We start from the raw sequence: 25,461 nt of genomic DNA, 5'->3' as shown, positions 1-25,461 counted from the left end.
TTTGTATCATTCCTGATTTCGCTCTACTTCCCGTACCGATCGCGTTACAGCTGCGCCTGCGCGATCGCTCAAGAACTTTTGCTGGTCGTATCCTAGTACCATCTCCCAAGCATCATGAGAATACTGAGATATTAATGGTAAGGCAACATCATCTAACATCCAGCGTCCGTGCAATTCGTCTACCTTAATATGCAGATCCCAATAGCTCATGGCGTTTGCTGATAGTCCCAGTCGTTCGCCAGCAGCTCGGTAGTTGCGAAATCCCGCTGGCACGGAAAGCTCTCCGTAAAGCAACCCACCAATGTAACGCAGAAAATAACGCTTGCGCTCGGTAAGCAAGAAACTGTGATTAATGCTTGCTAGCAACTCCCAAGGCACGAGATCGAAATATGCCTCTGGTTGAGTTTGCATCTCCAGCGCCTCAAGCATTGTTGTGAAGTGGGAAGAGTGCTTGCGCGCCAAGCGACCGCCGCCGTATTCTTCTACGAGCAATCTTGTCAACACCGAATGCACTTCATTTGCCACGCCTCCCAGAGTGCGGGATAGCTGGCTTGCTTCTACTAATCCATCTAAAGAAGCGATCGCCAACAGACGACGGTAGCCTGCTTCACCGACGCGATCGCGAAAGTACCGAGCATCGTCAGACAATGGTGGTTCGAGATCGACAGCGACGCGATCGAGTAGTGCTTGTCTGATATCTATGCCTTGAAACGTAACGAGATCGAATTGGCTCAATTCCCACTGCTGCCAAACTTCCTCAATTCGATCGCGTACCTTACTTAAGTAAGGCGATCGCTCGTTAGTGTAGCGCCGCAAATCGTCATACCAAAATAGTTTTAGCCGATTGATGCGATAAAGTACGCGCTGGAGAAACAGATGTGCTGCATCATCACTAGATATTTTTAAATCAGCTAAATAAGCCGTCTCAATTGCCGTGGCGATCGCTTTTTCAAACTCAGTCGCGATTTGAGGCTGTGCAGTCAGCTTTCGATCGAGATCTTCCATTTCTAGCAGTTGAATAAACTGCTGCTCTACCTGTTCGTAATATTGAGTGGCTGTTAGCGTTGGCGTAATCTTTGGCTCAGCGCTTGAGGTTACGATGTCGCTGTGCATTTATCTGCTTCATCCTTGAGATAACTACTAATAATCTTCAGTCATCGTTACTGCACGATACATCTACCATTGGTTATTTAATGAGTAGTACAGACGCACATCTGTGCCCCCATAGAAGAGTAGTGAAATAAGCAATTACCCATTATCCATTACCCCTTAGCTGAAGCAATAAACGTCCAAGCCGCCATATACGTTCCAGCATAATTGTTGGCATAATCTGCATTGCTATCTGCCACAAACCAGTCAGGAATTTGCTTCTGCTGCCGAACTTTTTCATCCAACCCGATTTGGAGAGAGATATTTTCGTAGACAATTTTTGCCTTTGCCGCATTCAGCATATCTTCTACTAACTTTTGCAACCATTCGGCTCGAACAAACAGATTGTGCGATGGATGGTTGCCATAGGCAAAAGGCACAATAATAACCAAATATCCCTTTTCGCTTGTCAACTGACTCAAACAAAATTGAATCAGGTCTCGATCGTCTTTTTTCTCTAAAGTTTCTTTATCAACATTGTGGAATAGTAGCCCAGCTAGTACTACTGCATCAAACTTCTTATTTTCTGAAGCAAGTTCCGGTAGTAATATTGATAAATCTTTGGCAATGAATTGCTTGTTAGGATATAGGCTTATACATTGTTCGATCGCTACTTCACTATGATCGACTCCAACATATTCACAACGCTCTGGTAAATATTTACTCAAAGCGGCGTTGCCACATCCCAAATCTAGTACGGAAAATGACTGTTGCTGAAAAGCCTCATTGATGAACCAAACTGAAGGGGCATACCGCGTAGCATTTTCAGGAGCCTCAAAGTAAGAATAATAGTCATCTTGAAAACGTTCTTCTTCAGAGGTTTTCCGGTCGGGTGGTAACTCTTCCCTCAATAATGCCATTGATACGCCCTAATTTACTTTAAACATTTATCTAGCAATTTATCAGTACGAAAAACATGCTATCTATCCTCAATTGGATAGATTAAGTTACGTATTAAAGGTCACATAGACTTGAAACTCTTATATTCGATTTCTTTTGTCTCCATCTCCTTTTACGTCATTTTACAAGCAGATTTCGACTGAATAACCTACGTGACTTTAAGGTCATACCTAGTTTAGGAGTTACTTTAATAGCGATAATCAACCACTGGACAGATTTCATTTTCCTAATTCAGGTAGCAGAATTAACATGTAACAAAATTTTACAAATCGTGATGAATCGGACTGACACGCCTCGGCGTGTTTTTCAGCATGGCAAAAAGAATTGGCGCGATCGCAAAGCATCATCCTATCAAAGTTGGTTGTTCGAGCGATTTCATCAGCCTTTAGTTACAACTCCGCCACTATCCCAGTGCGAAGTTTGCGTTATCGTTCCCGTGCGTAATGAAGCCGATAATTTAGAGAGTACGCTCTTGGCTTTGTACAATCAGCTCGATTTAACTGGAAAGTCGCTCGATTGCAATCGCTATGAGATCGTGCTGCTGGCAAATAATTGCAATGACGAATCGGCTGCGATCGCGCGCAATTTTGCGACTACTCATCCCGCTCTGGTTCTACACGTAGTTGAAAAAATATTTCCTGCGGCTGAGGCTTATATCGGTCGAGTGCGTCAAGTCCTGATGGACGAAGCTTATCGTCGTCTAAGTTCTATTGGTGGTAAAAGACGAGTCATTGCCTCTACAGATGGGGATTCGCGAGTTACGCCGACTTGGATCGCTGCTATCTTAGACGAAATCGCCAGCGGTGCTGACGCTGTAGGAGGACGAATTATTACAGATCGTGAAGGTCGCACGGCTTTAGATCCTTATACAAGAGCTTGCCATCTGCGCGAAGTCGGCTACCGCTTTCTTATTGCCGAATTAGAAGCTTATATAGACCCCAATCCAGTCGATCTCATCCCCCGCCACTTTCAACACTACGGGGCGAGCCTTGCCGTCACAGTGGAGATGTATGCTCAAGCAGGAGGAATGCAACCAGTCCGCACTCCTGAAGATGTAGCGTTCTACCAAGCACTATTGCGAGTCAATGCCCGTTTTCGTCACAGTACCCGCGTGCGTGTCTTCACATCAGCTCGGACTACAGGACGCACAGATGTAGGATTGGCAAACCAACTGAGCAAGTGGGTGGAAATGGGGCGATCGCAGCAACAATTTTTGGTAGAGTCGGCGGCTGAAGTAGAAGCTCGATTTGAGTGGCGACATCAGCTGAGAGTTCTGTGGTGGAGTTATCTTTATGACTACCAACCAACCCACAACGCGATCGCTCTGGTAGCAAATGCTGTGGGTGTGAATTGGCAATGGTTAATGTCAGAGTTAGCTCAACCTCAGACCTTCGGTTTACTTTGGGAAAAGGTAGAACAGCGTCAACAAGTAGAAGGAGTCTGGAGGCAGCGTTGGCAACTCATCCCAATTCAGGAAGCAATCTCAGCTCTGCGCATTCGTTTAGAGAAATTGCGTCACCAGCGAAGAAAGGGAAAAGTTAAAAGTCAAAAGGCAAAAGTCAAAAAAGTAAATTTCAGTACAGATACCGCTTTTAGCTACTGCCATAGAACAAGTTAAATCTGAAACAGCCTCTCATTTCAGATTTTGGCTTGGGGAAATTTTCTTCACTTAAGATAGAAAGCAGGTTTAGCTGAAACCTTTTTATTGAAACACTCATTTTTTAACTTTTAGCTTTTGTCTTTTGAATTACTTATCTCCTTCTACGTAGACGCTAATAACGCAATTTTGCCAAGTTGCATTAACACCTGACGCAGCCACAATTGCTTGCCCTATTGGATCTTTTATTTCTGCATCTCCGCAACAAGAAGATGCTTGCCTGACTGCTAACTTGACATTTTGAAATCCAGCAGTTTCGACAATCTTTTGGTATTCATCTACTAATAAAGCACCAGCTACACAACCAACATAAGCAGCAATATCTTGTCGCACTGACTCAGAAAGTTGCTGTTTGAGTGCTGTATCGGAAATGGCAATTCTGCCATTTGGTTTTAAAACTCGATAAATTTCTTGGAAGACTTTTGGCTTATCGGGAGATAGGTTGATGACACAATTACTAATAACTACGTCTACAGTCTCGTCTGCTACGGGTAAGTTTTCAATTTCTCCCAATCTAAATTCTACATTTTGTACATTCGATTTTTGAGCGTTTTCTGTTGCTTTGGCGATCATCTCTGGTGTCATATCTACACCGATCGCTTTGCCTGTAGCACCAACTTTCGTCGCAGCAATAAAACAATCAAAACCCGCACCCGAACCTAAATCGAGAACAATCTCACCTGGCTTGAGTTGCGCTAAATCGGTAGGATTACCACAACTCAATCCTAAATTTGCCTCGGCTGGAATTGTATTGAGTTCTTCTTCTGCATAACCTAAAGCAACAGCAAATTCTGTTGTGTCAGCGGTAGGAGTACCACAGCCACAACCTGTCTGTTGTTGAGCAATTTTACCGTAAGCCGTTCTCACGTTTTGTCTGACTGCGTTACTGTCCATAGTTGTAATTTCCTCAATCGTTAGAAAGCTGAGTGGATTTTATGATTTAAACATAACTTGAATTGCTAGTGGATCGATTTGATTCGTTTCTAACCCAGCACTCATTACTTGAATTTTTCCCGCGCTCAGTTGTCGCGCAAAACCCTCTGCCATCTGGGAACGACGGGAATTTGTTTTACAGACAAACATGACTCTTTTCATAAGTCAAAAGTAAAAGTTAAAAAAACAAGTCAATTGGAATAGAATCTATCAAATTTTCTCTCACCTAAAAGCACTGACACAACGCGGATCGCGCAGAGAAGCTTTTTCTGGCTCGCGAGGAAACCAAGCTGCTGTACGCTTACAAATTTCTACTAGCATGAGCATGACTGGTACTTCGATTAAGACTCCCACCACAGTAGCCAAAGCAGCGCCAGAATTCAAACCGAATAACATCACCGCTGTGGCGATCGCCACTTCAAAATGATTGCTGGCTCCGATTAATGCCGCAGGTGCAGCATCTTCATAAGCAAGTTTGAGTTTTAATGCTGCTACGTAGGAAATTAGAAAAATAAAATTCGTTTGGATAAACAGTGGTACGGCAATTAAAACGATATGTATGGGATTGTTGACAATTAGCTCACCTTTGAAGGCAAACAGCAACACGAGAGTAATTAAAAGTGCAGCAATCGCAACGGGACTGAGATATTTTAAAAACCGCCGTTCAAACCACTCTCTACCCTTATGTTTCAGTATCCAATAACGACTGTACATTCCCGCAGCTAAAGGCAAGCCAACATAAATCAGTACCGATAATACAATGGTTTCCCAAGGTACGCTGAGATCGTTTGCTGCTAACAACCACCTTCCCAACGGCGCATATAAAAACAGCATGGCTAGAGAATTTACTGCTACCATCACCAGCGTATGTCCTTGATTACCATAAGAGAGATAACCCCACATCAATACCATTGCCGTACAAGGGGCTATACCTAGTAAGATTGCCCCAGCAATGTAGGAATTCGCCAACACAATTTCGCTACCTCGGATAATTTCTGTACCAGTTAGCAAAGGACGAAATAACCATCCCAAAAAAACCTGCGCGAATACCACCATCGTGAATGGTTTAATTAACCAATTCACTACCAAAGTGAGAATTACGGGTTTGGGCGATCGAATTGCGTTTGTTGCCTGAGTGAAGTCGATCTTCACCATGATTGGGTACATCATGAAAAATAGGCAAATAGCGATCGGAATTGACACCTGATAAATGCTCATGGCATCGAGAGCCACTGCTACGCCCGGAAACAACCTACCTAACAGAATTCCGGCAATAATACACAAAAAAACCCAGACAGTCAGGTATTTTTCAAAAAAACTCAGACGGTTGACAATCGCCTTTGATGCAGAACTGTTAATACTCATTGTTGCTTTAACGAAATCACTGCTTCTTGGGTAAAAACCGAAATTCCTGTAAGGGCGGGTTTATTGAGATCTTGGTATGGAAGTAAAGTTTGTTGGTAAACCCGCCCCTACGGTGCGTGACGAATGACAAATGACCAATGGCAAATAATTAATCATCTCCAGCTTTCCAGGCGATCGCTTTTTGGGGTTGTGGATCGGGTAATTTCAAAGAAATTGCAGCCGCCGCAAGTACGAATACCATCGACACCCACAAACAACCCACTAAGCCAAATAGCTGAAAGATCAAACCAGATAGCACTGTACCCGCTAAGCGCCCACCAGAGTTAGCCATATAGTAGAAGCCAACATTTAATGCCACCTTGTCATCATCGGTGTAGGCAAGGACGAGATAGGAATGAATTGCTGAATTGAAGGCAAAGATAACCCCAAAAATTGCTAGTCCTACCACAATTGTTAAAGCTGGGGAAATTCTGAGTTGAAGGGAAAGGGCGATCGCGGCGGGAATCGCACTCAGCACAAACGTCCAAATTTGAATCGTTCTCCCTTGGGGAGCCGCTCCCGAACCCAACCAGCGCAGCAGATTGGGCGCTAAAAACTGTACTGTCCCGTAGCCAATCACCCAGCAAGCCATGAATCCCCCTACCTGCTCGAACGTCCAGCCAAGCGTGCTGTAGAGAAACACGGGGAGGGCAACTACAAACCAAACATCCCTCGCACCGAAGAGAAAGAAACGAGCCGCAGAGAGAATGTTAATCTCCCTACTTTTAGAAAAGAGTTGGGTAAATTTAACTTTCGCCTTAATCTTACCCATGCCTTGCGGCAGTAGTACCCCCGTACCTAGGATGAGGCAAAGCCCACCTGCCATTATCAGTAGGGCATTGACAAAGCCAAATTGAGCCAGCAAAACGCTACCAACAAAAAAGCCAACCCCCTTTAGAGCATTTTTTGAACCAGTCAAAATTGCCACCCATTTAAACAGTGACGACTGTGCCTCCTGAGGTACGACCAAGCGAATCGCACTCTTAGAACTCATCTTGGTCAAGTCTTTGGCAATTCCAGAAAAGGCTTGCGCGACCATCACGTAGGTGACTTGCAACCACACAGCCCATTCTGGATTGAGCAGCGCCAGCATAGCTAAAGCAAAAACTTGTAACCCGATCCCGCCGTAGAGAGTTAGCTTCAGACCAAATTGAGAACCGATCCAGCCTCCGAACAAATTGGTGACAACGCCAAAAATTTCGTAAAACAGAAACAGCATGGCGATTTGCAAAGGAGTGTAGCCCAGCAGATGAAAGTGCAGTAGCACCAACATCCGCAACGCTCCATCGGTAATTGTGAAGCCCCAGTAGGCAGCAGTAACGAGGGCATAGTTACGCAAATTGGCTTTATTTCCAGCACTGGAAGTCATGGTTGTTGGGTGGGGTGGAGATTAGTAGCAACGGGCAATCTTGCGGGCAAGTTCAACCATGCGATTTGCATAGCCCCATTCGTTGTCATACCAGGCTAAAACTTTGACTTGTGTTTCATCGACGACCATTGTTGATGGTGCATCCACAACAGCCGATCGCGGATCGTCTTTGTAGTCTACAGAAACTAAGGGACGTTCTTCGTAACCGAGAATGCCTTTGAGTTCTCCTTCTGCCGCAGTTTTGAGCAAACCGTTAATTTCTTCTACTGTGGTGGGACGCGCGACTTCAAACACGCAATCAGTGAGGGAAGCATTTAATAACGGCACTCGCACTGCCAAACCGTTGAGCTTACCTTGCAGTTCGGGATAAATTAACCCGATTGCTGTAGCGGAACCCGTTGTAGTGGGAATTAAAGATAAACCCGTCGCTCGCGCCCGTCGCAAGTCTTTATGCGGTGCGTCTACGATTGTCTGCGTGTTGGTGTGGTTGTGGACTGTGGTAATGACTCCATGTCGAATTCCCAATCCCTCATGGATGACTTTTACAACTGGAGCCAGACAGTTTGTGGTACAGGAAGCCGCTGTGAGTAAGTGGTGCTTGTCATGTTCGTAGAGGCGATCATTGACTCCCATAACGATATTTAACGCCTCTTCCTTAACGGGTGCAGCCACAATAACTTTTTGCACTCCCCGCTTAAAATAGGGTTCGAGTAAAGTTGGGGTGCGGAATTTACCAGAACACTCCAATACGAGATCGACTCCCAACTCATCCCACGGGACTTCTCCTGGTGTGGGGGACTCGCTGAAACTCAAATACTTGCCGTCAATGGAAATGCGATCGCCCTCCGCTGCTACTTCTGGTGACCAACGACCGTGAACCGAATCAAATTTAAGTAAATGGGCAGCAGCGACTGCACCACCTTTAATTTCGTTGATATGTACGAAGTCTAGTTCCGACCATCCCCAGGCAGCCCTTAATGCTAATCGCCCCATTCTTCCAAAGCCGTTGATGCCAACTCGAATTCCCATTGCTTTACCTGGTTGTAGTTAAAACTGTAGAACTTAAAATTTTGCTTGTCTGCGTAATAACTGCCCAATTGTCAGACCAATTTGGGATTTGCCTTCAAAGACAGTTCCCACTTTGCCTCGATTGAAGTAGATATAACTCAGGCGATAGCCTTCCGCAGGTAAGGGGATGTAACCCACGGAGCTAACTAAAGTTGGCGCACGCTGAATATAGAAATCGACAAATCGCCGCACGGCAGGTTTGAGCTGAACCGATCTGGCATTGACGTAGATAAATAATGGTCGAGACAGAGGCTCGTACTGTGCCTTTTCTACTGCCTGTCGCGATGGTAAAACTGCACCCCTACCGCTATCTACTGCCAGAGCCTTCAGCTTGTTTTGATTTGCCTCGTAATAAGCAAAGCCAAAATAACCCAACGCATTCAGGTCTTTGCTAACTCCCTCTACCAATTCATCATCATCTTCGCTTGCCGTGTAGTCCTGGCGGCTAGCCCTGGCTTTACCGACTACTGCTTCAGTAAAATAATCAAACGTACCAGAATCTTTTCCAGCACCGTACAACTTTAACGGGCGATCGCTCCACGCAGATCTGATTTGCTGCCAATTCGTAATTTTTTCCTCTGCCACTGGCTCCCACATCTTTTTCAGTTCGGCTACAGTAATATCTTTAGCCTAGGTATTTTGAGGATTAACGGCGATCGTCAGCGCGTCGTAGGCAACGGGTAGTTCGATATATCTAATTTTGTTGTTGTTGCAAGCTTCCATCTCGTCAGTGCGGATCGGTCTGGAAGCATCGCTAATGTCTGTTTCTCCGGCACAAAACTTTTTAAACCCAGCACTCGTACCAGAAAAATTCACGAGCAACTGTGCGTTCTTGCCCGTTGCCGTCGATTTAAACTCCTCGGCTATTGCTTTGGTGATGGGGTGAAGTGGTCCCCAAAAACTGGACAGGGGGTTAAGCTCTGAACCACTCAAAAGATGACAAGAGTAGTTCATGAGTAACAAACGCAAGCAGTACAGCCCACAATTTAAAGCCAAAGTCGCACTAGAAGCTATTCGAGGTGAGAAAACCGTTTCAGAATTGGCAAGCCAGCACGAAGTGCATCCAACCATGATTAACAACTGGAAGCGGCAGTTGTTAGAGGAAGCTAGTACGCTATTTGAGAAGGGTAGTGAGGCAAATAAAGTTGAGGAGAACCAACAAGCCCAAATAGACGAGTTGTATCGGCAGATTGGGCAGTTGAAGGTAGAACAGGATTTTTAGCCAACAGGTCAGCACGTTGGGGTTGAAGAACGAAAAGCTTGGTAGTGACTGACCATCCACAACTAAGCATCGTCCGACAATGCCAACTATTGAGAATTGCTCGTTCAAGCTATTACTATCAGCCACAAGAAATCTCAGATGAGGAATTGATGCTGTTGCGTTTATTGGATGAGCAATACTTAAAACCCCTTTTATGGGAGTCGAAAATTGACGGTGTATTTGCGTTCACTGGGCTACGAAATTAATCGCAAACGAGTAATTCGCCTGATGCGTCAATTAGGATTACAAATAGTTTATCCGAGAAAACGCACAACTATTTCCCATCCAGCTCATCAAATCTATCCGTATTTGCTAAGAGGATTAGCGGTAGAGACAGCCAATCAAGTTTGGTGTACGGACATTACTTATTTGCCTGTGAGGAAAGGACATTTTTATTTGGTAGCAATCATGGACTGGTACTCTCGAAAAGTGCTGTCATGGAGGATTAGCAACACGATGGAGGTAGATTGTCTGGATGCTTTATCAGAAGCCTTATCTATCTATGGAAAACCAAACATCTTTAATAGCGACCAAGGTAGTCAATTTACCTCAACTGACTTTACTCAATGCTTGAAACAAGTCAATGTCAAAATTAGTATGGATGGTAGAGGAAGATGTCATGACAATATCTTTATTGAACGTTTATGGCGCTCGCTCAAATATGACTGATTCTAATTAATTGTGTGTTTTTGAAGAGAGCAAAGGGCAAATCTGGTAGGCTCAAGAGTAACTCAATCAGGGATGAGGGAGGTGCTAATGAGCAAGACTGTTTCAAGCGTTCCTGGGGACAAGACAATCTGTCTTCCAATTGCTGATAGCGTTGACTACGAGAAGTTGGTGAAAGACCGTAAAGCGTTTCGCAAATATCTCGACCAACAAATTCAGCAACATGGGGAATTGTTTCCGGCTGAGATTGAGGCAGGTTATTGTTTTCATGGGTTTCGCACTTCTGCCAAGTTAGGGTTAGTCAGTCGGCGGATTCGGTTGATTGCAAATGGACAAGCGTATCAACTGCGCCCCGATTTCGTCATGCCTTACATGATTGGTAAAACCGAAGCGGTGGAGAAGGGCTTGTATCTGCGCTCCTTTGGCGTACCCTATGAAGCGATTGCTTACGTGATGGGGAAAGACTCAATGTACTGGTATCGAGCCTCATTAGCGTTGGGTCGCCCCTCAATCGTCGGCACTACCGTCAAAGACGGGGAAGCGATTCCCCCTCACCTGTTAAGCGATGAGAAGCATACCTGGTGGATGGGGAGCGTGTCTATGTAGCGACGACCGTGGCAGCAGGCTGTATTTTAGGAGCCGAGTTGTCAGCCACGGCGGCAACTGAAGATTTACAAGCGGCTTATGGAGTGTTTGCCCAGGAAGCGACGCAACTCAAAGCAGATTACCAACCGCAAACGGTCAACACCGACGGGTGGGAAGCAACTCAAGCAGCCTGGAAACAGCTATTTCCTGGAGTTACCCTGCTCCTGTGCTTTTTGCATACAGTGCTGGCAATTGGACAACGCTGCCGTTCTCAAGCAACTCTATTTAAGACGTTAATGGGCAAACTCTGGAACATCTATCATGCTACATCAGCAGCAGAGTTTATGGAACGACTTCAGCACTTACAAGCCTGGGCTATCGCTCAAACCTTACCTGAAACCATTGTCACGAAAATTCTTCATCTTTCCGTTAAAGCTCCCCAATTCACAATTGCCTATGATTTTCCCGAAGCCCATCGTACCAGCAATATGCTCGATCGCTTGATGAATTATCAGAATCGTATCCTGTTTTCAATGCAGTATTTTCATGGTCATCAAGATTCTGCCAATCTTGCTCTACGCGCAATGGCGATATTATGGAACTTTCATCCCTATAGTCGTCGTTCTCAACCTTCTCCCACCGATACCGTTTCCCCATTTGAGCAACTTAACGGTTTCTACTATCATCCAAACTGGTTACGCAATTTCTTGATTGCTGCTTCAATCAATGGCAGAGGAGGTGGAAAATTCAACAAACACACAATCCATTAGAACTAGAAATATGAATTGATTTACTTACTAGATTTTGATGATGGGAAACATTTAAGATTTGAGGTCAACAAATGGTTTAAATGGTATAATGAACAGAGATTTCATCAAGCATTAGATTATCAAACTCCTAATACTGTTTATTGGAAAAGTTTGAAATCGCTTGAACTTGCTTGATGGAGCGAGTGTCGATCCTTGGGTTAGAGCTTAACTCTCCCCTCAAACTGTCTAACCATTTGGATCCACTTCAGGGTAAACTGTGCTAGAACCATCCGTCTTAACTGTAGCTGCGGGTTCTGAATTATTCACTTGAGCGAACCTTAACGGTTGCTTGGTTGGACTAACTGCGTTTGGCATTGCCATAGCAGTTGCGATCGCAACACCAAATCCCGCCAGGAAAATAGAAATACTGGCTATCGTTTTCATCTGCCTCACTCCTACACTTGAAATCAATTTGCGATAGGGGAGTCTACCTTTCTATCATTTCAAAAAAAATTGATTTGTCAAGAGGGAATGTTTGGCTCAAGATGAGGGCGTATCCTCGCAGGGACGGGCAGGAAGCAATTGACTGAAGCGACGATATTCTGATAAATATTGTTCTAACGCAACGAACTGAGATAAATTCAAGCTGTAGTAAATCCAGCGTCCTTCCTGACGCGATCGCACCAAATTAGCTTCCTTTAAGGTTTTGAGGTGAAAAGATAGCTTGGACTGAGCAATTCCCAGTTCCTCCGACAATTCGCACACGCAAAGCTCTGAGGAGCGTAAAAGTTCTAGTATCCGAATGCGTAACGGCTCAGACAAGGCATGAAAACCAGATGCGATCGCGTCGGAGGTGACTGAGAAAGAAACTTGCATCAAATTTTATTGAAATTATACGTCTGACTATATGCTATTCTCTTTCGCGCAACACAGCTAGCATTTGTTGTCTGACGGCTCTTGCCCACAAGTCAAAGTTAAAATCTTCTCCATTGGCGATCGCTGAGTTTGCTAGATGATTGCGGTCTTTCTGGTTGTACTTGGCTTCGACTTTTGTTTCTTTCATGATGGCAAACAAAAGGATGGTTTAATAAGTAATTTTACTTACACATAAATTACTGCAAAAAAGCTTTACTTAAAGGTAATTTATGCATTAGCATTGGTAAAAACAAACTATCAATGCCTGTGGTGAAAAACTTCTCTCCCTTGGATGAGATCGCTGCTGGTAGTATTAAATACAAAGTTACTGAGATCGACTGCTAACTCTCAAATTCCACTTTTAAGAAATTGCCTTTGTTCAATCAATGTAAAAAAAAAAAAAAAAATAAAAACAAATTAAAAGGATAACCGATCGCGTTAGCAAAGTTGAACGAAGTTGTCGTAATTGTTAATATTTTCTCCCAATACGTAGAACATTCAAATAATCAAAAATAAAAATAAATTATTTTGCTAAATATGAACTGATTTTGTCATCAATCCATACAGCTTTGAGCCTCATGGTTACGATTGTTGTTGCTATAAATTTAATTTTATCTGTACTGCTTTGCTATGTAGCGCAACGAATTTGGCAAATTCGTTGCAAATTAGCACGGACGGCTGATACACTAATTGCGATCGAGCGTTGCACTCGTACCGTACTGCGCGACGCACCAGAAATAATTTATTGCGGACAAGACAGTATTTATCGCTTGAGGCAGAGTGGCGAACCACTGCAAATACAACTACAACAACTCAGACAATTGATGTCACTCTCGGCGATCGGATGGCAAACTTGGATTAGGTTTCGGAATTCGGCATATCCCTTTGGAGCAGCAAGCTACAAAACTCGGAAGTCATGAACGCCTATTTATAGTTGTCTAATTTCATAGTCGTCCCACTAATATTTGAAATGGCTGTAGTTTGATGCGAACACTCATTAAATCAAAGCAAGAACTTCATCGCACAGCATATCACTCTAGCAGTGGCAAGAAAACCTAGCGAACGATTGTTATGGTCGATCAGCCCGATTCCCATGCCGCTTGAAAGAAATCTCGCTCGCACAACATAGCATAGCGATAAGTTTTTTGTACGATATCAGAGTTGCTCGTGTAGCGATCGCTCAATTTTTCGAGTTGTTGCGCTAGCTGCTCGAATTCTGGGCTGTTGTAGGTACGAATCCAATCGCTGTACTGATGTGTGAGAATACCCTTAGTTGCCCACTTCTGTCCCAAATAAGCATAAAGTCTCATACAAGGTGACATTGCCACAGCGGTTAAACCCACATCTTGACTCCAAGCAGTAGCCGACAAAAAATCGATATAGCGACGAGTGGCTGTACCTGTTTCGACAGAACTAATATTGACTCCCCATGTGGCTGCATACCCGGCATGAAGCTGAAGTTCTTGCAGTACGCCCCCAGCTAAGCCATGAAACAAATTAAATCCTTCCCAATCAGGTGCTTTAGCAGCGGCAATACTGTAGGCACGGGCAAAGGCTTCAAGGAAAAATGCATCTTGCCCGACATAGTAAGCAAACTTTTCTCGCTCCAAGGTTCCATCGGCTATACCCTGAACAAATGGATGATTCAGACAAGCTTGAGCTAAATCTTGATTAGTTTGCCACAATTCGCTGGATAGAGACATATGGGGAAGTTATAAGTCGTAAGTCGGAATTAACTGCTCGTGCGCTCCCTGCTCCCTACTCACTAGTTAGGTTACAACAAAAACCTTAATAAAACTGAAGTTACGCCACCGAGGAAGTTAAAGAAATTGGGTTTGCTCTTAGGTGTTTCTGTTTGCGGTGCTTGCAGTTGGTTGACAAAGGCTTGGGCGGTGTCATAGCCTTCATTATTTCTCTGCCGTAAAAATAACCATTTGGCGCGTTGAGCATCCTCCATCGCTCCCGGTCGGTCTAGCAGTTGGTAGCGGGCAATACCTCGCGCCATGTAAGCTGGGGCGTATTTGTCGTTTAAGCTAAGAGCTTGATTGAAATAGCCAATTGCGCCTTTGGGGTCGCCTTTTTGTCCTTGAGCAATGCCCCAACGATAAAATTCTTCAGGCTTTGCTGCTTGGGTAGGAATGGCGATCGCCCCCTGCAAACTAGTACCGCTAAGATTAGCTGTCTTCAAGTCTACATTAGCTAAATAGGCATCGCGCAGATCGGCTCCACTCAAATCTGTTTGCTCCAACTTAGCACCACTCAGATTTGCCCCAAACAGAGAAGCACCACTGAGGTTTGCACCGCTTAAGTCAGCCTCGCTCAAATTCGCCCGACTCAAATTAGCACCACTTAAATTCGCCCCCCGCAGATTCGCCTGACTTAAATTAGCTAAGACCAGACCCTCACCACTAAGATCGCATCCTTCGCACTGTTTTGTTGCCAGAAGTTGTCTAATATGTTCCAGATCTCCCGCACGAGCTGGAGGTGCGAAGTGCAAAGCAGTCAAAACAGTAGTGATGACGATGAGTTGAGTTTTCATAGGTGAGGATAGAGACAATTGCTAGGCGATCGCAGATGGACAATACATCTTAACCGAGAAATTCCCACACTCCCACACTCCTCACTCCTCACTCCTCACTCCTCACTCCTCACTCCTCACTCCTCACTCCTCACTCCTCACTCCTCACTCCTCACTCCTCACTACCCATTACCCCTTTTCAAAGTTTTCAAACTCAGCGTATAACAGCCCAGTCTACCCGGAATGCGCTGCCATCGTCCTTGGGTTGCTCCTCCCCAGAGGGTTTTACCAATCCGGTCTTTAGCTTTGACTAAGGCACGTCCGTCAATGTCATCGCCGTATAGCACTTTGGCAACTTTCTCAGTGGTAATCACTTCACCAGGATGCTCGTTCACCACCACTTCCACAGCCGCAGTCAGACTGAGATGATTGTAGCGAGGCAGCATATCATCGCTTTTACCACGCCGCGACGGTCGCCGACGAGAACTTACGGGTAAGCGGGAGGTGTTAACCGTGGCAGATTCAGAATCTGCTGTAGGTTCCACTAGGCTCAACTTGTAGGTATAGCAAGCTGGTTGATCTGGGACTTTTTCCCAAATCCCTTTATCCGTACCTTGTCCGAGGGTATCATAGATCCTGGGTTTTTCTGCTTTGACCGCTTCTGCATCCATGTCACCATACAATGACCAGATGATATACTCCACAGTTAAAATCTTGCCCTGGTTTTCCCGCAATAGCTTTTCCACTGCTTGAATTTTCGTCAGATTCTGATATTCTGCCTTCATTGGAGTTTTAATAGCCGAGGGAGATCTGGCAGTATCCTCGCTCGTCTCTCCTACCTCCAGAGGTGTTTCGGCAACTTCTGTTTGAAGCTGTGGTTGGGCAGGTTCAGCTTCTGCTTGGGGCTGTGGTTGGGCAGGTTCAGCTTCTGCTTGGGGCTGTGGTTGGGTAAGTTCAGTTTCTGCTTGGGGCTGTGGTTGGGTAAGTTCAGTTTCTGCTTGGGGTTGTGGTTGGGCAGGCTCAGCTTCTGCCTGGGGCTGTGATTGGGTAAGGTCGGATAGAGGCTGGGAGAATGATTCGGGTTCGGGTGCAGTTATACCAGATAGGGTTTGCCGTGGCTGTTCTTCAAAAGCAGTCGTTGGCAGCTCAAATGCATGTTGCATTGGAGGTAAGCTCACTTGGTCTGCGAGGAGAGCATTAACGTGAGTTATTTGTTCTCTGGCATGGGCTGCTTGACGTTGGTTCGCTTCTAGTTGAGCATGACATTGCGATCGCATATCGACTAGGCTTTGTACAAACTGTTGATTTTCTACCAACTGTGCTACTAGTAACCCGTTGACATGCGACAATTGCTCTTTGAAGCGAGCTACCTGTTTCTCAGACTCTACGAGCTGGGTGTGGTAAAGCTCTTTCAGAGCAATTAAGTTTTCGATTAAGTGTTGAAGTTGTCTATGAAGAGGCATTTTTTTCAGTATTGAACTCCTTTCTAGTTAGCATATTGGATACACCATAGCTAGGTTTTGTTTGTCATGCCATCCAAAAAGGTTTTTGTTCGAGAGTACACAGTCCGCGCCCACGAACGTACAATCCATACTCGGTTATATAAATTCATCTGCCAGCAATGCAGTCAACCCACGGAACGGGAGAGTTATGGTCCTAGACCTCTCTATTGTGAAACTTGCCGTCCTCCCATGTCTCGTATGGTGGAAGACCCGAAATACAAAAAGAAAAAACCCAGACCCGTACTGGTTAAGCAGGCAAAAAAAGCTCGGTCTAGGTAGTTATCAGTTGTCAGTTGTCAGTTGTCAGTTGTTGATTTTCGACTAACTTCTAACTACTGACAACTAACCGCTAACTATGATTCGACTTTTACTCCACGCCAGAAGGCAATGTAACCCTCAATATTTTTTGCCTTCTCTTTGGCTGTCGGATAGTACCAAGCAGCGTCTTTGTTGACTTGTCCATCAACGACAACATTGTAGTAGCTAGCAGTTCCTTTCCAAGGGCAAGTCGTATGAGTGGAAGATGCTTGAAAATACTGCTTGTCGATTGCATCGGGAGGGAAGTAGTGGTTGCCCTCAACGATCTCTGTTTTGGAGCTTTCAGCTAATACAGCTCCATTCCAAGTTGCTTTCGCCATAGTTAATTATTTTGCTTCAATTCACAAACTCTTCAGATATCATTATGACTCCATTGAGAACGGTTATCAGGGAGCGCACGAGCAAGGGGGAGGAGAGAGCGATCGGGAGCTGAGGGAGCAATTACAAGTCACAAGTCACAAGTCAACCCCACAACGCCAGTTGCTCATGGGGGGAACCCCCAAGACCGCACTGGCTCCCCCACACCCTACAACCTCTTCACGACTTACGACTTACAACTTACAACTCATTCCTCTTCGTCATCAAAGTAGAAAGGAGGTGATTTGAGACGATTTTCTTCTGGGATGACTGTATCTTTGTCGAAGTCACTATCTGAATTTTTGTTGAAGTATGTGGGTAAGGGTTGCCTTGATTCTGCTGGAAGGCGATCGCGACTATGGCGATTAGGGGTGCTACGGGTGAAATTTTTCCAGGCTGCTTTTACACCTGTTAAGACGCTGCGAGTATTCACCTCAACGCTTCTTGCTTGTTCCTTGGCTCGATCTAAACTGCGATCGACTTGTTTTGCAATTTGTGCCGCACTTTTTACCCCATCGCTCACATCATCGGTCAAATCGCTTATTTCTAACCCTGTCAAGCGAATTGCTTCTAAAGTTGGAGGCAAATCTCGTTTGAGCGTATCGAAGAGTTTTTCGGCACTGCGAGATGCCCGTGCTAATTCGTGAAAAGCTGGCACGGCTGCCAATAAAACTGCTGTGAGGCTAATAGCAACTAGCAGTAGTGACAGTCCGAGCCAAAACAGCGGATCGATCGCAGTGGCACTACGGGCGATCTGTATAAGCAGTACGGGAATCGGAAGTAATCTCATTATTTTGCCGTTTGATGGCTTGACGCTCTTGCTGACTGGCTTCAACCCCAGCCGCGATCGCCTCTCGCAATCGTTCTAATGTATCATCCCAACTACGTAATGCCGATCCTGAAAGACGGTCTGCCTGGAGTTGCACGCTAGTCGATAAATCTTCTGCTAGTTCTGGGATAGCATTAGCAGATTTTTTCAACAACTGTCGCGCTTCTCGTCCGCTACGTGGGGCGATTAACATTCCAGTTAAAGTGCCGACGGCAGCACCTAATAAAAAACCGCCGATAAAGACTCCTGAACGGTTGTTAGGCATATATGAGGATTTTCTCTCTACACTCATTGTAAGGTCAGTTGTCAGTTGTCAGTGAATAGGGAGCAGGGAGTAGGGAGCAGGGGAGATTAAACAATTTCCCTACTTACGACTTGCGACTTGCGACCTGTCCCCCGTGTCTCCCTCACTCCTCACTCCTCACTCCTTGCCTCTCATCTTGTATATCGATGCTTGACTCCTACGGGGAAGTACTCTGGATCTCCCGTGGGGGCGAGGGAGATTTGGGGGATTTGATATTCAGGGGGAACGTAATTGGCAAATTCGCTGTTGAGTCGGAGCAATTGCGCGTGAATTGAGGTGGCGATCGCATTTCTTTTTGCTTCATTTCCCTCTACACCTGGTGCTAACTCTACCACTATAGAGAAGAAACGGTTTCGATCGGCATCTTCCTTCACTTCCATCACGAATTTACCTGTCACCCATTCTCGAATCTGCGGTTGTTCTAAGCCAACGATGACATTTTCGGGATAGATATTTGCGCCAAAGTAAGAAATAGTAAAATTAGCCCGCCCAAACACGTAGACGAAAGGTAGAGCATGGATGCCTCTCGTTCCTTGTTGCTGTAAAGTGGCGATCGGGTCGAATCCGTGCGATCGCAAAAATTCCAGCATGGCATCGTAAGCAATGATTCCACCTGTATCGGCAATGTGATATCGCACGAGGGGAATGCCATTATCACCCGAAAACAGTAGCGTGCCGTCTTGCACCTCAAAAAAGCGACTGAGCGGATCGTATTGTACTAAGGTGGGTAAACGCGATTCCCCAAATAAGCTACGGGCTACCTCTGGATTCTCTGCTAAAAAACGTCGGATGCAGATACTCAAAGGTGTTTCATTGCCTAACACGCCAGCATCAGCCGTGCCGTAGAGTGAAGCAGAATCATAGTAGGGATTGTTTGCTCCCACTCGCTCCCCTACTAAACTTCGCCACTCTTCGCTGAAGACTTCTCCTGCTAGAACTAATTTGATTTGGTAGCGCTGCCACTCTATGCCGTTAGCTTTGCCAGTATCAATGACATCTTTGAGAAAGGGCGGATATCCCAGCAATACTACTTGCTCGAATAAACTACCCAGTTCTTGCACGACACGGCAGATTTCTGTTTTGTTATTCCCTGGAGTTACAACAGTGATGGGATAACCCTTACTTGCCAAGTGGCGACAGCAATCAGTTGTAAACATCCCACCTACCCAAGTTCCCAACGTAAAACAGACAACTGCTAGAGTGGGGCGGGTGTCAGCAGAAAAGCTATCGTGGAATATTTGTTCAAAGCGGGTAGCAATTTGCAATTCGTCGGTCAGGTAGCGCAACCAATACGTTGGTTTCCCCGTAGAACCTGATGATGCTGCTACCATATCGCATCTTTCTAGTTGTCCGTGCCGACAAAAATTTGGCAGGGAATGACAACATAGGTAGTTGTCTTTTGTCAGTAGCGGCAGTTGTTGAAAGTCTGCCAAAGTTTGAATTGCTGTTGGCTCGATTCCCCGTGCCGTTAAAAAAGTTTTGTATGCTGGTACAGTTGCAGCCACATCGCGAAATAACTCTAAGGCAGCAGCTTGAGGAGAAACTTGTTGATGTTTGCTTAGTTTCGTTGCTAGAGGTGTAGTGAAAAACTCTTGCAAGGCTGTTAATACGCGATCGCTTTGTTCTTGCTGCATTACCTGTGATTGTTTTCGACCAACCGGATTGGAACGATCTTATCAAGACTATTGCATCAAAGTCGATTTACCTAAACCACTTTGTTGTTTCATGCTTCTTGCTTTTTTGCTGTTTGCTTTTCTCAGCGATCGTGTTGTTACTCACTAAAATCTCTACAATGTTAAGTAAGGTAAAGCTGTTGTTTAGAGATTGAGAGTTAGGAAAACAATAATGATATTCGGATTTGGTAAAAAAATCGCTATGCCTTCTCCCCAGGAGGCTTTACCCGGACGGTCGCAAGCAATGCCCGTACCTCAGACTCACTACACAAATGGAAATCCTCTCAAGCCGCCATATCCTGCCGGTATGGAGACAGCAATGTTTGGTATGGGCTGTTTCTGGGGTGCAGAACGCAAGTTTTGGCAGTTAGATGGCGTTTTTATCACTGCTGTTGGCTACGCGGCTGGCTATACGCCCAACCCCACTTATAAAGAAGTTTGTTCGGGGATGACGGGTCACAATGAAGTTGTGTTTGTCGTCTACGATCCCAAAGTCATTAGTTACGAACAATTGCTGAAAGTTTTCTGGGAAAACCACGACCCAACTCAGGGTATGCGACAAGGAAACGATGTCGGAACCCAATACCGTTCGGGAATTTACGTCTACTCTGAAGAACAGAAACAATTAGCAATAGCAACGCGAGATACCTATCAGCAAGCCTTGACTCAGGCAGGATATGGCAAGATAACCACTGAAATTATTGATGCTCCCGAATTTTATTGGGCAGAGGAATATCATCAGCAATATCTGGCAAAGAATCCTGGCGGGTATTGTGGTTTAGGGGGTACGAACGTTGCTTGTCCAGTGGGATTGATAGCAAGTTAGAACAACATAGGGGGCGTTAGTAACGCTCCCTACTATAGAAAATGTTTATAACTAAAAATAAAGTTAATAATTACTCAACTAATTTTATTTTTCTTGACGCGATCGCCACAAATATCTTTAAAGTTTCACTCTAATAACACATAAAGTTTTTCTTAAAATTTTCCGACGCGCCTCTCTACATCCTATGTCTTTGTTCGTAAAGCTTTTTACCATCAAGCAATCTATCGCGAGTTAGATGAGAATTTTTTTTCTTCTCCTTTGAATTGCAATAGTAAAAGCTTTGCATTGTCTGAATTAAAGATAAATTCAGACAGACCTTGCTGCACGAATAACTATTTCAAATCTAACTAAAGAGCTATTTTATATCTACTGAAAACACATCTATCTTTAGAGGTTTAACAAAAATTAACAAACTCGTATATGATAATAGAGGCTTGCTTAAAATGCCCTCAAGTTCGGCTTGTCTACTTCTACGTTTGCTAAGGATTCTACTCTGACATGGTTGCATCGATTCCGAACCCTTTACAACAAAGTGCTTTAAACCAAAGTGAAACGCGATTGAATATTGGTTATTCATATACATATAAGGGGATTGTAATTGCGTTAACGATTATCGTGACTTGGATAGCTAGTTTATGCTTTCTCCTCTCAAGTCATCTAGAAAAACCGGGGATTTGGGGAATTCTATTAGCAATAGTTTGGCAAACATTTTTGTATACAGGCTTATTTATTACAGCCCATGATGCCATGCATGGACTAGTCGCTCCAAATCATCTCCAAATAAATCGCTGGTTTGGTAGAGTAGCTGTAAATTTATATGCTTTATTTCCTTACAATCGATTGCTGCAAAAACACTGGGCGCATCACCGACATCCAGCCAGTCAACTCGATCCCGATTTTCATAACGGCAAGCAGAAAAACTTTTTTGCCTGGTACTTGTATTTTATTGGAAACTATTGGAGTTGGCGACAAATCATTGGATTAACACTCCTTTTTCATGGCGCAATGTATTATTAAATATATCTAGAACCCACCTCATTTTATTTTGGGCGTTACCAGCAATTCTCAGTTCGGTACAGTTGTTTTACTTTGGTACGTTCTTAACTCACAGAGAACCAAGAGCAGGCTACGAAAATATTCATCGCGCCCAATCAACTCATATAGTGCCTTTCTGGTCGTTTCTAGCTTGCTACCACTTCGGATATCACGAAGAACATCACGAATATCCCCAAGTCCCTTGGTGGAAATTACCGGAAGTCTATAGGATGAAGAAAGGGAGTAGGGAGCAGGGAGTAGGGAGTAGGGAATAGTGACTGACAACCAACAACGAATGACAAATGACAAATGACAAATGACAAACGTAGCAATGACAATTGCGGGATCGGATAGCGGCGGCGGGGCTGGAATTCAAGCAGACCTGAAAACTTTCGCCTTCCATTGCGTACACGGTACGAGTGCGATTACTTGTATCACGGCTCAAAACACTTTGGGTGTCATGCGAGTTGATGCTTTACCTCCTGCTGCTGTTGTCGCTCAAATTCAGGCGGTGGTTGAGGATATCGGGGTTCAAGGTGTAAAAACTGGGATGTTGCTCAACCAAGAAATTATTACGGCTGTAGCCCAACAGGTTGAGAGTTTGAGTTTAGATAAATTGGTTGTCGATCCCGTGATGGTGTCGCGCACGGGAGCGCAGTTAATTGACGATGCAGCAGTAACAAGCTTGCGATCGCAGCTCATCCCTCTAGCAACCATAGTCACCCCTAACCGCTACGAAGCGCAAATTTTGAGCGGGAAAGAAATTCATAGCTTAGATGACATGAAAACTGCGGCTGAGGACATTTTTCACCGGACGGGAGCAAAGGCTGTGTTAGTCAAGGGTGGAGGAATGTTAGGAGATGCGCGCGGGGTTGATGTTTGGTTTGATGGCGATCGCTTGGAGATCATCACGACAACCCAAGTCGATACAAAGAACACTCACGGTACGGGTTGTACCCTAGCCGCCGCGATCGCAGCCAATCTCGCTTTGGGGAAAGAGCCATTGATAGCTGTACGACAAGCAAAAGAATACGTTACCACAGCCTTGAAACACGCCCTCAACATTGGCAAAGGACAAGGACCTGTCGGGCATTTCTTTCCCTTGAAGGAGAGTCGGTAATTGGTAAGTCGTAAGTCGTAAGTCGTAAGTTGAGAATTAACTGGTCACTGCTCCCTGCTCCCTGCTCCCTAATAACTGATAAATATTACAAATTAGCTATGAAAGTAGCAAAATCTGGCTAAACTGGTGGCGAATATTTCTTTTGACGGCGCTAACCATGCGATCTAGCTCCAGCTCTGCTCATCATCATCCAACATCTCATAACTATATGCCCTCTGTGCCGCTTTCGGTCTATCGGGAATTGGCATTGGAGTTGCAAGCTACCCAGGAGACAATTGACGCTCTCAAGTCGCAAAATCAACAGCTAGCCAGACAAAATCAACACCTCCGCCAAGAAATTGAAAAAGTCGTACAGCACGTTTCCTATCTACAACAAGTGGTTGATACGACTGTGGCGAACCAAATAGAAAACGATCGCCCCGAACGAGAGGATCGAGTCAAACCAAAGCGCCCGCCGTCTGGTCGTGCCGGACACCAAGGCAGTGTGACAATGAAAACTGGCGGCGGACATGCTTCAGAATTTGTAGCAGTTGAAGAAGTGGAAGCGGATAATTACCATCACCGTTCCCAATCGGACGCTGCTCGAATGAATGGCTGGGGATTGGCGATCGCAGTTTCAATCGTAGTCGTGACAGCATTTAGTACTGGATTTCTCCTGGTTCGCCCTCTAACATCCAATCGTTGAGCGATCGCACTGACTGCCTTCTTCTAAAAAATGTATTAATTAATACGATACTTCACACTAGAGGATGATACGACAAATAAGTTCCAGCTATTGCATTTGGGATCGATCGAGTGTAGAAAAACAGGATGGAGGCAATCTACGCAGCAATTCAAACAGTGCGATCGCACTCAAACTAAGAGATAATTTTCCTTTGGTGAATCACAGCAGTAAAACACACCAATATAAAACGATAAACAAACGGGAGTGAGAAAATTGAAAAAGGTAGAAGCAATTATCCGACCCTTTAAACTCGATGAAGTGAAAATTGCCCTCGTTAACGCTGGTATTGTGGGCATGACGGTTTCAGAAGTCCGAGGCTTTGGACGACAAAAAGGACAAACAGAACGCTATCGCGGTTCCGAGTATACGGTAGAGTTTCTGCAAAAACTCAAAGTAGAGATCGTCATCGAAGACGCACAGGTAGACATGGTAGTAGACAAAATCATCGCCGCCGCCCGTACTGGAGAGATTGGCGATGGCAAGATCTTTATCAGCCCTGTAGAAGAAGTAGTCCGCATTCGGACAGGTGAAAAGAATCTGGAGGCAGTTTAGGCTAGTTATCAGTTATCAGTGATAATTGGTAATTGGTAATTGGTAATCGATCGATTCTCACCAAGCACCACTTACCACTTCTTGCAACTGGGGAATCAGGGCTTGAAAGGCTCGTCCGCGATGGCTGATTTCGTGTTTCAGTTGGGGTGGCATTTCGGCAAATGTCATTTGCCGATCGGGAACGTAGAAAATCGGATCGTAGCCAAAGCCTCCTATGCCCCGTGGTGCAGTCAAAATTTCACCGCGACAAATGCCTTCGGCTTGCAGGACGATCGCGCCATCGGGACGGGCGATCGCGATCGCGCAGACAAATTGCGCCTGTCTATTTGTCGCGTCTCCTAGTTCCTGTAAAACCCGTTCGATTCTCTCTGCATCGGTTTTAGCATAACGGGCAGAGTAGATCCCAGGAGCGCCACCCAAAGCATCGACTTGTAAACCAGAATCGTCAGCGATCGCCCATTTTCCAGTTGCTTTTGCTACTTGAGCAGCTTTTAAGCAAGCATTGGCGACAAAAGTATCGCCCGTTTCTTCAACTTCCAATTCTGGCGGTTTGAGGGTCAATTCCCAGTCTAAATCGGTCAGGTAAGCTTGCATTTCTTTTAACTTACCTGGATTACCAGTTGCAACTACTAGGGATTTTAAATTTTGGATTTTGGATTTTGGATTCATTGACTTTTATCCGTCTATAGCCTACGGCGAGCTATGTATTGACCGTGGACGTTGACGCAATAAGGCATTAGGTAGGTCAGAACTCCAGACATCCAGCGTTCTCGATCCATTTCTCCACGCAGCAATGCTCCACCATGATTAATCGTAAACAAGATCGTGCCTACAAATAGAGCAGTCTTCAAACCCGTAAAGACAAATTTCCGATCGAACAAACTGCGGAGGTATCCTGCGATCGCTTTCATGGAGAAGTGACGAATAACTAGTGAGGGAATTTTAAATTGAAGGGTGAAGAGTGAAGAGTGGCGAATGCAACCATTTTGGATTGGTAATTGGTAATTTCTCACTCTGCTCTCCTACTCCCCTGCTCCCTCTGCTCCC

General features: G+C 45.0%; 31 protein-coding genes and 3 pseudogenes. 14 read left to right on the top strand and 20 right to left on the bottom strand.

Annotation, left to right across the window (positions count from 1 at the left end):
• Nucleotides 1–6 precede the first annotated feature (6 nt).
• Together N4J56_RS12220 and N4J56_RS12215 are read right to left on the bottom strand one after the other, a co-directional pair.
• The gene (locus N4J56_RS12220) at nt 7–1,113 is read right to left on the bottom strand and encodes an iron-containing redox enzyme family protein (protein ID WP_317106693.1); all 1,107 of its coding nucleotides are present in this window, start codon (nt 1,111–1,113) and stop codon (nt 7–9) included.
• 149 nt (nt 1,114–1,262) lie between these two features.
• A complete protein-coding gene (locus tag N4J56_RS12215) occupies nt 1,263–2,009 on the bottom strand; it encodes a class I SAM-dependent methyltransferase (protein ID WP_317106692.1) in 747 nt (248 codons plus the stop codon).
• A 314-nt stretch (nt 2,010–2,323) separates the two neighbouring features.
• On the opposite strand from N4J56_RS12215, the gene N4J56_RS12210 reads away from it, so the two are divergent.
• Complete coding sequence (locus tag N4J56_RS12210) at nt 2,324–3,667, top strand: glycosyltransferase (protein WP_317110624.1); 1,344 nt, start codon at nt 2,324–2,326, stop codon at nt 3,665–3,667.
• 129 nt (nt 3,668–3,796) lie between these two features.
• Here the strand turns inward: N4J56_RS12210 and arsM are convergent, their stop codons facing one another.
• The 6 genes and pseudogenes from arsM to N4J56_RS12180 all read right to left on the bottom strand — a co-directional run bounded on the left by arsM (nt 3,797) and on the right by N4J56_RS12180 (nt 9,551).
• Nucleotides 3,797–4,600 carry an arsenite methyltransferase gene (arsM, locus tag N4J56_RS12205; protein ID WP_317106691.1) on the bottom strand — a complete coding sequence of 268 codons (804 nt, stop codon included), beginning with the start codon at nt 4,598–4,600 and terminating at the stop codon, nt 3,797–3,799.
• 51 nt (nt 4,601–4,651) lie between these two features.
• A pseudogene (locus N4J56_RS12200) lies at nt 4,652–4,801 on the bottom strand (ArsC family transcriptional regulator); the annotation flags it as partial.
• A 60-nt stretch (nt 4,802–4,861) separates the two neighbouring features.
• Nucleotides 4,862–6,004 carry an ACR3 family arsenite efflux transporter gene (gene arsB / locus N4J56_RS12195; RefSeq protein ID WP_317106689.1) on the bottom strand — a complete coding sequence of 381 codons (1,143 nt, stop codon included), beginning with the start codon at nt 6,002–6,004 and terminating at the stop codon, nt 4,862–4,864.
• Nucleotides 6,005–6,152: 148 nt separating this feature from the next.
• Nucleotides 6,153–7,412, bottom strand: a complete 1,260-nt coding sequence (arsJ, locus tag N4J56_RS12190; RefSeq protein WP_317106688.1) for an organoarsenical effux MFS transporter ArsJ — start codon at nt 7,410–7,412, stop codon at nt 6,153–6,155.
• A gap of 21 nt (nt 7,413–7,433) precedes the next feature.
• The gene (locus N4J56_RS12185; RefSeq protein ID WP_317106687.1) at nt 7,434–8,441 is read right to left on the bottom strand and encodes an ArsJ-associated glyceraldehyde-3-phosphate dehydrogenase; all 1,008 of its coding nucleotides are present in this window, start codon (nt 8,439–8,441) and stop codon (nt 7,434–7,436) included.
• A gap of 33 nt (nt 8,442–8,474) precedes the next feature.
• Nucleotides 8,475–9,551, bottom strand: a pseudogene (locus N4J56_RS12180) (PstS family phosphate ABC transporter substrate-binding protein).
• Here N4J56_RS12180 and N4J56_RS12175 point away from each other — a divergent pair.
• The 5 genes and pseudogenes from N4J56_RS12175 to N4J56_RS40980 all read left to right on the top strand — a co-directional run bounded on the left by N4J56_RS12175 (nt 9,433) and on the right by N4J56_RS40980 (nt 11,936).
• Nucleotides 9,433–9,702, top strand: coding sequence for a transposase (locus N4J56_RS12175; RefSeq protein ID WP_317106686.1), 270 nt, complete (start codon nt 9,433–9,435; stop codon nt 9,700–9,702). The pseudogene N4J56_RS12180 and the gene N4J56_RS12175 overlap by 119 nt on opposite strands.
• A gap of 198 nt (nt 9,703–9,900) precedes the next feature.
• Nucleotides 9,901–10,410, top strand: a pseudogene (locus tag N4J56_RS12170) (IS3 family transposase); the annotation flags it as partial.
• A gap of 87 nt (nt 10,411–10,497) precedes the next feature.
• Nucleotides 10,498–11,013 carry a hypothetical protein gene (locus N4J56_RS12165; protein WP_317106685.1) on the top strand — a complete coding sequence of 172 codons (516 nt, stop codon included), beginning with the start codon at nt 10,498–10,500 and terminating at the stop codon, nt 11,011–11,013.
• Nucleotides 10,989–11,762: a hypothetical protein gene (locus N4J56_RS12160; protein ID WP_317106684.1), complete on the top strand. Its 774-nt coding sequence runs from the start codon at nt 10,989–10,991 to the stop codon at nt 11,760–11,762. Before N4J56_RS12165 ends, N4J56_RS12160 begins: the two co-directional genes overlap by 25 nt.
• A 15-nt stretch (nt 11,763–11,777) precedes the next feature.
• Nucleotides 11,778–11,936 carry an integrase core domain-containing protein gene (locus N4J56_RS40980; RefSeq protein WP_410500322.1) on the top strand — a complete coding sequence of 53 codons (159 nt, stop codon included), beginning with the start codon at nt 11,778–11,780 and terminating at the stop codon, nt 11,934–11,936.
• A 51-nt stretch (nt 11,937–11,987) separates the two neighbouring features.
• Here N4J56_RS40980 and N4J56_RS12155 read toward each other — a convergent pair whose 3' ends face one another.
• The 3 genes from N4J56_RS12155 to N4J56_RS12145 form a co-directional block, all read right to left on the bottom strand.
• Nucleotides 11,988–12,185: a hypothetical protein gene (locus N4J56_RS12155; protein ID WP_317106683.1), complete on the bottom strand. Its 198-nt coding sequence runs from the start codon at nt 12,183–12,185 to the stop codon at nt 11,988–11,990.
• A gap of 96 nt (nt 12,186–12,281) precedes the next feature.
• Entirely contained in the window at nt 12,282–12,617 is a 336-nt protein-coding gene (locus N4J56_RS12150; RefSeq protein ID WP_015154861.1) for an ArsR/SmtB family transcription factor, read from the bottom strand.
• 34 nt (nt 12,618–12,651) lie between these two features.
• Nucleotides 12,652–12,804 carry a hypothetical protein gene (locus N4J56_RS12145; RefSeq protein ID WP_317106682.1) on the bottom strand — a complete coding sequence of 51 codons (153 nt, stop codon included), beginning with the start codon at nt 12,802–12,804 and terminating at the stop codon, nt 12,652–12,654.
• Nucleotides 12,805–13,234: 430 nt separating this feature from the next.
• On the opposite strand from N4J56_RS12145, the gene N4J56_RS12140 reads away from it, so the two are divergent.
• The gene (locus N4J56_RS12140; protein ID WP_317106681.1) at nt 13,235–13,576 is read left to right on the top strand and encodes a hypothetical protein; all 342 of its coding nucleotides are present in this window, start codon (nt 13,235–13,237) and stop codon (nt 13,574–13,576) included.
• 159 nt (nt 13,577–13,735) lie between these two features.
• On the opposite strand, the gene N4J56_RS12135 is transcribed toward N4J56_RS12140, so the two are convergent.
• The 3 genes from N4J56_RS12135 to N4J56_RS12125 all read right to left on the bottom strand — a co-directional run bounded on the left by N4J56_RS12135 (nt 13,736) and on the right by N4J56_RS12125 (nt 16,637).
• Nucleotides 13,736–14,359 carry a TenA family protein gene (locus tag N4J56_RS12135; RefSeq protein WP_317106680.1) on the bottom strand — a complete coding sequence of 208 codons (624 nt, stop codon included), beginning with the start codon at nt 14,357–14,359 and terminating at the stop codon, nt 13,736–13,738.
• A 71-nt stretch (nt 14,360–14,430) separates the two neighbouring features.
• Entirely contained in the window at nt 14,431–15,195 is a 765-nt protein-coding gene (locus tag N4J56_RS12130; RefSeq protein WP_317106679.1) for a pentapeptide repeat-containing protein, read from the bottom strand.
• Nucleotides 15,196–15,356: 161 nt separating this feature from the next.
• A complete protein-coding gene (locus tag N4J56_RS12125; RefSeq protein ID WP_317106678.1) occupies nt 15,357–16,637 on the bottom strand; it encodes a hypothetical protein in 1,281 nt (426 codons plus the stop codon).
• Between the two features lie 66 nt (nt 16,638–16,703).
• On the opposite strand from N4J56_RS12125, the gene N4J56_RS12120 reads away from it, so the two are divergent.
• The gene (locus N4J56_RS12120; protein ID WP_317106677.1) at nt 16,704–16,955 is read left to right on the top strand and encodes a hypothetical protein; all 252 of its coding nucleotides are present in this window, start codon (nt 16,704–16,706) and stop codon (nt 16,953–16,955) included.
• Between the two features lie 74 nt (nt 16,956–17,029).
• Here the strand turns inward: N4J56_RS12120 and N4J56_RS12115 are convergent, their stop codons facing one another.
• The 4 genes from N4J56_RS12115 to N4J56_RS12100 all read right to left on the bottom strand — a co-directional run bounded on the left by N4J56_RS12115 (nt 17,030) and on the right by N4J56_RS12100 (nt 20,118).
• Nucleotides 17,030–17,314 (bottom strand): DUF427 domain-containing protein, encoded by a 285-nt coding sequence (locus tag N4J56_RS12115; protein WP_317106676.1) that lies wholly within the window; start codon nt 17,312–17,314, stop codon nt 17,030–17,032.
• 245 nt (nt 17,315–17,559) lie between these two features.
• On the bottom strand, nt 17,560–18,141 hold the full coding sequence (locus tag N4J56_RS12110) for a DUF948 domain-containing protein (protein WP_317106675.1): 582 nt from the start codon (nt 18,139–18,141) through the stop codon (nt 17,560–17,562).
• Nucleotides 18,095–18,445, bottom strand: coding sequence for a YtxH domain-containing protein (locus N4J56_RS12105; protein WP_039716885.1), 351 nt, complete (start codon nt 18,443–18,445; stop codon nt 18,095–18,097). Before N4J56_RS12105 ends, N4J56_RS12110 begins: the two co-directional genes overlap by 47 nt.
• Nucleotides 18,446–18,615: 170 nt before the next feature.
• Nucleotides 18,616–20,118, bottom strand: coding sequence for a phenylacetate--CoA ligase family protein (locus tag N4J56_RS12100; protein WP_317106674.1), 1,503 nt, complete (start codon nt 20,116–20,118; stop codon nt 18,616–18,618).
• A gap of 208 nt (nt 20,119–20,326) precedes the next feature.
• On the opposite strand from N4J56_RS12100, the gene msrA reads away from it, so the two are divergent.
• The 6 genes from msrA (at nt 20,327) to N4J56_RS12070 (ending at nt 24,414) form a co-directional block, all read left to right on the top strand.
• Nucleotides 20,327–20,983, top strand: coding sequence for a peptide-methionine (S)-S-oxide reductase MsrA (gene msrA / locus N4J56_RS12095; protein WP_410500484.1), 657 nt, complete (start codon nt 20,327–20,329; stop codon nt 20,981–20,983).
• A gap of 498 nt (nt 20,984–21,481) precedes the next feature.
• Nucleotides 21,482–22,000: a hypothetical protein gene (locus tag N4J56_RS12090; protein ID WP_317106672.1), complete on the top strand. Its 519-nt coding sequence runs from the start codon at nt 21,482–21,484 to the stop codon at nt 21,998–22,000.
• Nucleotides 21,946–22,293: a fatty acid desaturase gene (locus tag N4J56_RS12085; RefSeq protein WP_317106671.1), complete on the top strand. Its 348-nt coding sequence runs from the start codon at nt 21,946–21,948 to the stop codon at nt 22,291–22,293. Before N4J56_RS12090 ends, N4J56_RS12085 begins: the two co-directional genes overlap by 55 nt.
• Before the next feature lie 41 nt (nt 22,294–22,334).
• Entirely contained in the window at nt 22,335–23,138 is an 804-nt protein-coding gene (gene thiD, locus N4J56_RS12080) for a bifunctional hydroxymethylpyrimidine kinase/phosphomethylpyrimidine kinase (protein WP_317106670.1), read from the top strand.
• A 157-nt stretch (nt 23,139–23,295) separates the two neighbouring features.
• The gene (locus N4J56_RS12075; RefSeq protein ID WP_317106669.1) at nt 23,296–23,823 is read left to right on the top strand and encodes a hypothetical protein; all 528 of its coding nucleotides are present in this window, start codon (nt 23,296–23,298) and stop codon (nt 23,821–23,823) included.
• A gap of 252 nt (nt 23,824–24,075) precedes the next feature.
• Nucleotides 24,076–24,414 (top strand): P-II family nitrogen regulator, encoded by a 339-nt coding sequence (locus tag N4J56_RS12070; protein WP_039717719.1) that lies wholly within the window; start codon nt 24,076–24,078, stop codon nt 24,412–24,414.
• 57 nt (nt 24,415–24,471) lie between these two features.
• On the opposite strand, the gene rdgB is transcribed toward N4J56_RS12070, so the two are convergent.
• Together rdgB and nrtS are read right to left on the bottom strand one after the other, a co-directional pair.
• Nucleotides 24,472–25,083 carry an RdgB/HAM1 family non-canonical purine NTP pyrophosphatase gene (rdgB, locus tag N4J56_RS12065; protein ID WP_317106668.1) on the bottom strand — a complete coding sequence of 204 codons (612 nt, stop codon included), beginning with the start codon at nt 25,081–25,083 and terminating at the stop codon, nt 24,472–24,474.
• A gap of 14 nt (nt 25,084–25,097) precedes the next feature.
• Nucleotides 25,098–25,427 (bottom strand): nitrate/nitrite transporter NrtS, encoded by a 330-nt coding sequence (gene nrtS / locus N4J56_RS12060; RefSeq protein ID WP_317106667.1) that lies wholly within the window; start codon nt 25,425–25,427, stop codon nt 25,098–25,100.
• Nucleotides 25,428–25,461 lie beyond the last annotated feature (34 nt).

The sequence above is a fragment of the Chroococcidiopsis sp. SAG 2025 genome (assembly GCF_032860985.1).
Lineage (GTDB): Bacteria > Cyanobacteriota > Cyanobacteriia > Cyanobacteriales > Chroococcidiopsidaceae > Chroococcidiopsis.
The sequence above is the reverse complement of the archived record's forward strand: the minus strand, read 5'-3'. Positions and strand labels throughout refer to the sequence as shown.

What these genes read in the sequence shown, in the direction of transcription:
- N4J56_RS12220 (WP_317106693.1), bottom strand. Translation starts at nt 1,113, where the DNA reads ATGCACAGCGACATCGTAACCTCAAGCGCTGAGCCAAAGATTACGCCA.
- N4J56_RS12215 (WP_317106692.1), bottom strand. Translation starts at nt 2,009, where the DNA reads ATGGCATTATTGAGGGAAGAGTTACCACCCGACCGGAAAACCTCTGAA.
- N4J56_RS12210 (WP_317110624.1), top strand. Translation starts at nt 2,324, where the DNA reads ATGAATCGGACTGACACGCCTCGGCGTGTTTTTCAGCATGGCAAAAAG.
- arsM (WP_317106691.1), bottom strand. Translation starts at nt 4,600, where the DNA reads ATGGACAGTAACGCAGTCAGACAAAACGTGAGAACGGCTTACGGTAAA.
- arsB (WP_317106689.1), bottom strand. Translation starts at nt 6,004, where the DNA reads ATGAGTATTAACAGTTCTGCATCAAAGGCGATTGTCAACCGTCTGAGT.
- arsJ (WP_317106688.1), bottom strand. Translation starts at nt 7,412, where the DNA reads ATGACTTCCAGTGCTGGAAATAAAGCCAATTTGCGTAACTATGCCCTC.
- N4J56_RS12185 (WP_317106687.1), bottom strand. Translation starts at nt 8,441, where the DNA reads ATGGGAATTCGAGTTGGCATCAACGGCTTTGGAAGAATGGGGCGATTA.
- N4J56_RS12175 (WP_317106686.1), top strand. Translation starts at nt 9,433, where the DNA reads ATGAGTAACAAACGCAAGCAGTACAGCCCACAATTTAAAGCCAAAGTC.
- N4J56_RS12165 (WP_317106685.1), top strand. Translation starts at nt 10,498, where the DNA reads ATGAGCAAGACTGTTTCAAGCGTTCCTGGGGACAAGACAATCTGTCTT.
- N4J56_RS12155 (WP_317106683.1), bottom strand. Translation starts at nt 12,185, where the DNA reads ATGAAAACGATAGCCAGTATTTCTATTTTCCTGGCGGGATTTGGTGTT.
- N4J56_RS12150 (WP_015154861.1), bottom strand. Translation starts at nt 12,617, where the DNA reads ATGCAAGTTTCTTTCTCAGTCACCTCCGACGCGATCGCATCTGGTTTT.
- N4J56_RS12145 (WP_317106682.1), bottom strand. Translation starts at nt 12,804, where the DNA reads ATGAAAGAAACAAAAGTCGAAGCCAAGTACAACCAGAAAGACCGCAAT.
- N4J56_RS12140 (WP_317106681.1), top strand. Translation starts at nt 13,235, where the DNA reads ATGGTTACGATTGTTGTTGCTATAAATTTAATTTTATCTGTACTGCTT.
- N4J56_RS12135 (WP_317106680.1), bottom strand. Translation starts at nt 14,359, where the DNA reads ATGTCTCTATCCAGCGAATTGTGGCAAACTAATCAAGATTTAGCTCAA.
- N4J56_RS12130 (WP_317106679.1), bottom strand. Translation starts at nt 15,195, where the DNA reads ATGAAAACTCAACTCATCGTCATCACTACTGTTTTGACTGCTTTGCAC.
- N4J56_RS12125 (WP_317106678.1), bottom strand. Translation starts at nt 16,637, where the DNA reads ATGCCTCTTCATAGACAACTTCAACACTTAATCGAAAACTTAATTGCT.
- N4J56_RS12120 (WP_317106677.1), top strand. Translation starts at nt 16,704, where the DNA reads ATGCCATCCAAAAAGGTTTTTGTTCGAGAGTACACAGTCCGCGCCCAC.
- N4J56_RS12115 (WP_317106676.1), bottom strand. Translation starts at nt 17,314, where the DNA reads ATGGCGAAAGCAACTTGGAATGGAGCTGTATTAGCTGAAAGCTCCAAA.
- N4J56_RS12110 (WP_317106675.1), bottom strand. Translation starts at nt 18,141, where the DNA reads ATGAGATTACTTCCGATTCCCGTACTGCTTATACAGATCGCCCGTAGT.
- N4J56_RS12105 (WP_039716885.1), bottom strand. Translation starts at nt 18,445, where the DNA reads ATGCCTAACAACCGTTCAGGAGTCTTTATCGGCGGTTTTTTATTAGGT.
- N4J56_RS12100 (WP_317106674.1), bottom strand. Translation starts at nt 20,118, where the DNA reads ATGCAGCAAGAACAAAGCGATCGCGTATTAACAGCCTTGCAAGAGTTT.
- N4J56_RS12090 (WP_317106672.1), top strand. Translation starts at nt 21,482, where the DNA reads ATGGTTGCATCGATTCCGAACCCTTTACAACAAAGTGCTTTAAACCAA.
- thiD (WP_317106670.1), top strand. Translation starts at nt 22,335, where the DNA reads ATGACAAACGTAGCAATGACAATTGCGGGATCGGATAGCGGCGGCGGG.
- N4J56_RS12075 (WP_317106669.1), top strand. Translation starts at nt 23,296, where the DNA reads ATGCGATCTAGCTCCAGCTCTGCTCATCATCATCCAACATCTCATAAC.
- rdgB (WP_317106668.1), bottom strand. Translation starts at nt 25,083, where the DNA reads ATGAATCCAAAATCCAAAATCCAAAATTTAAAATCCCTAGTAGTTGCA.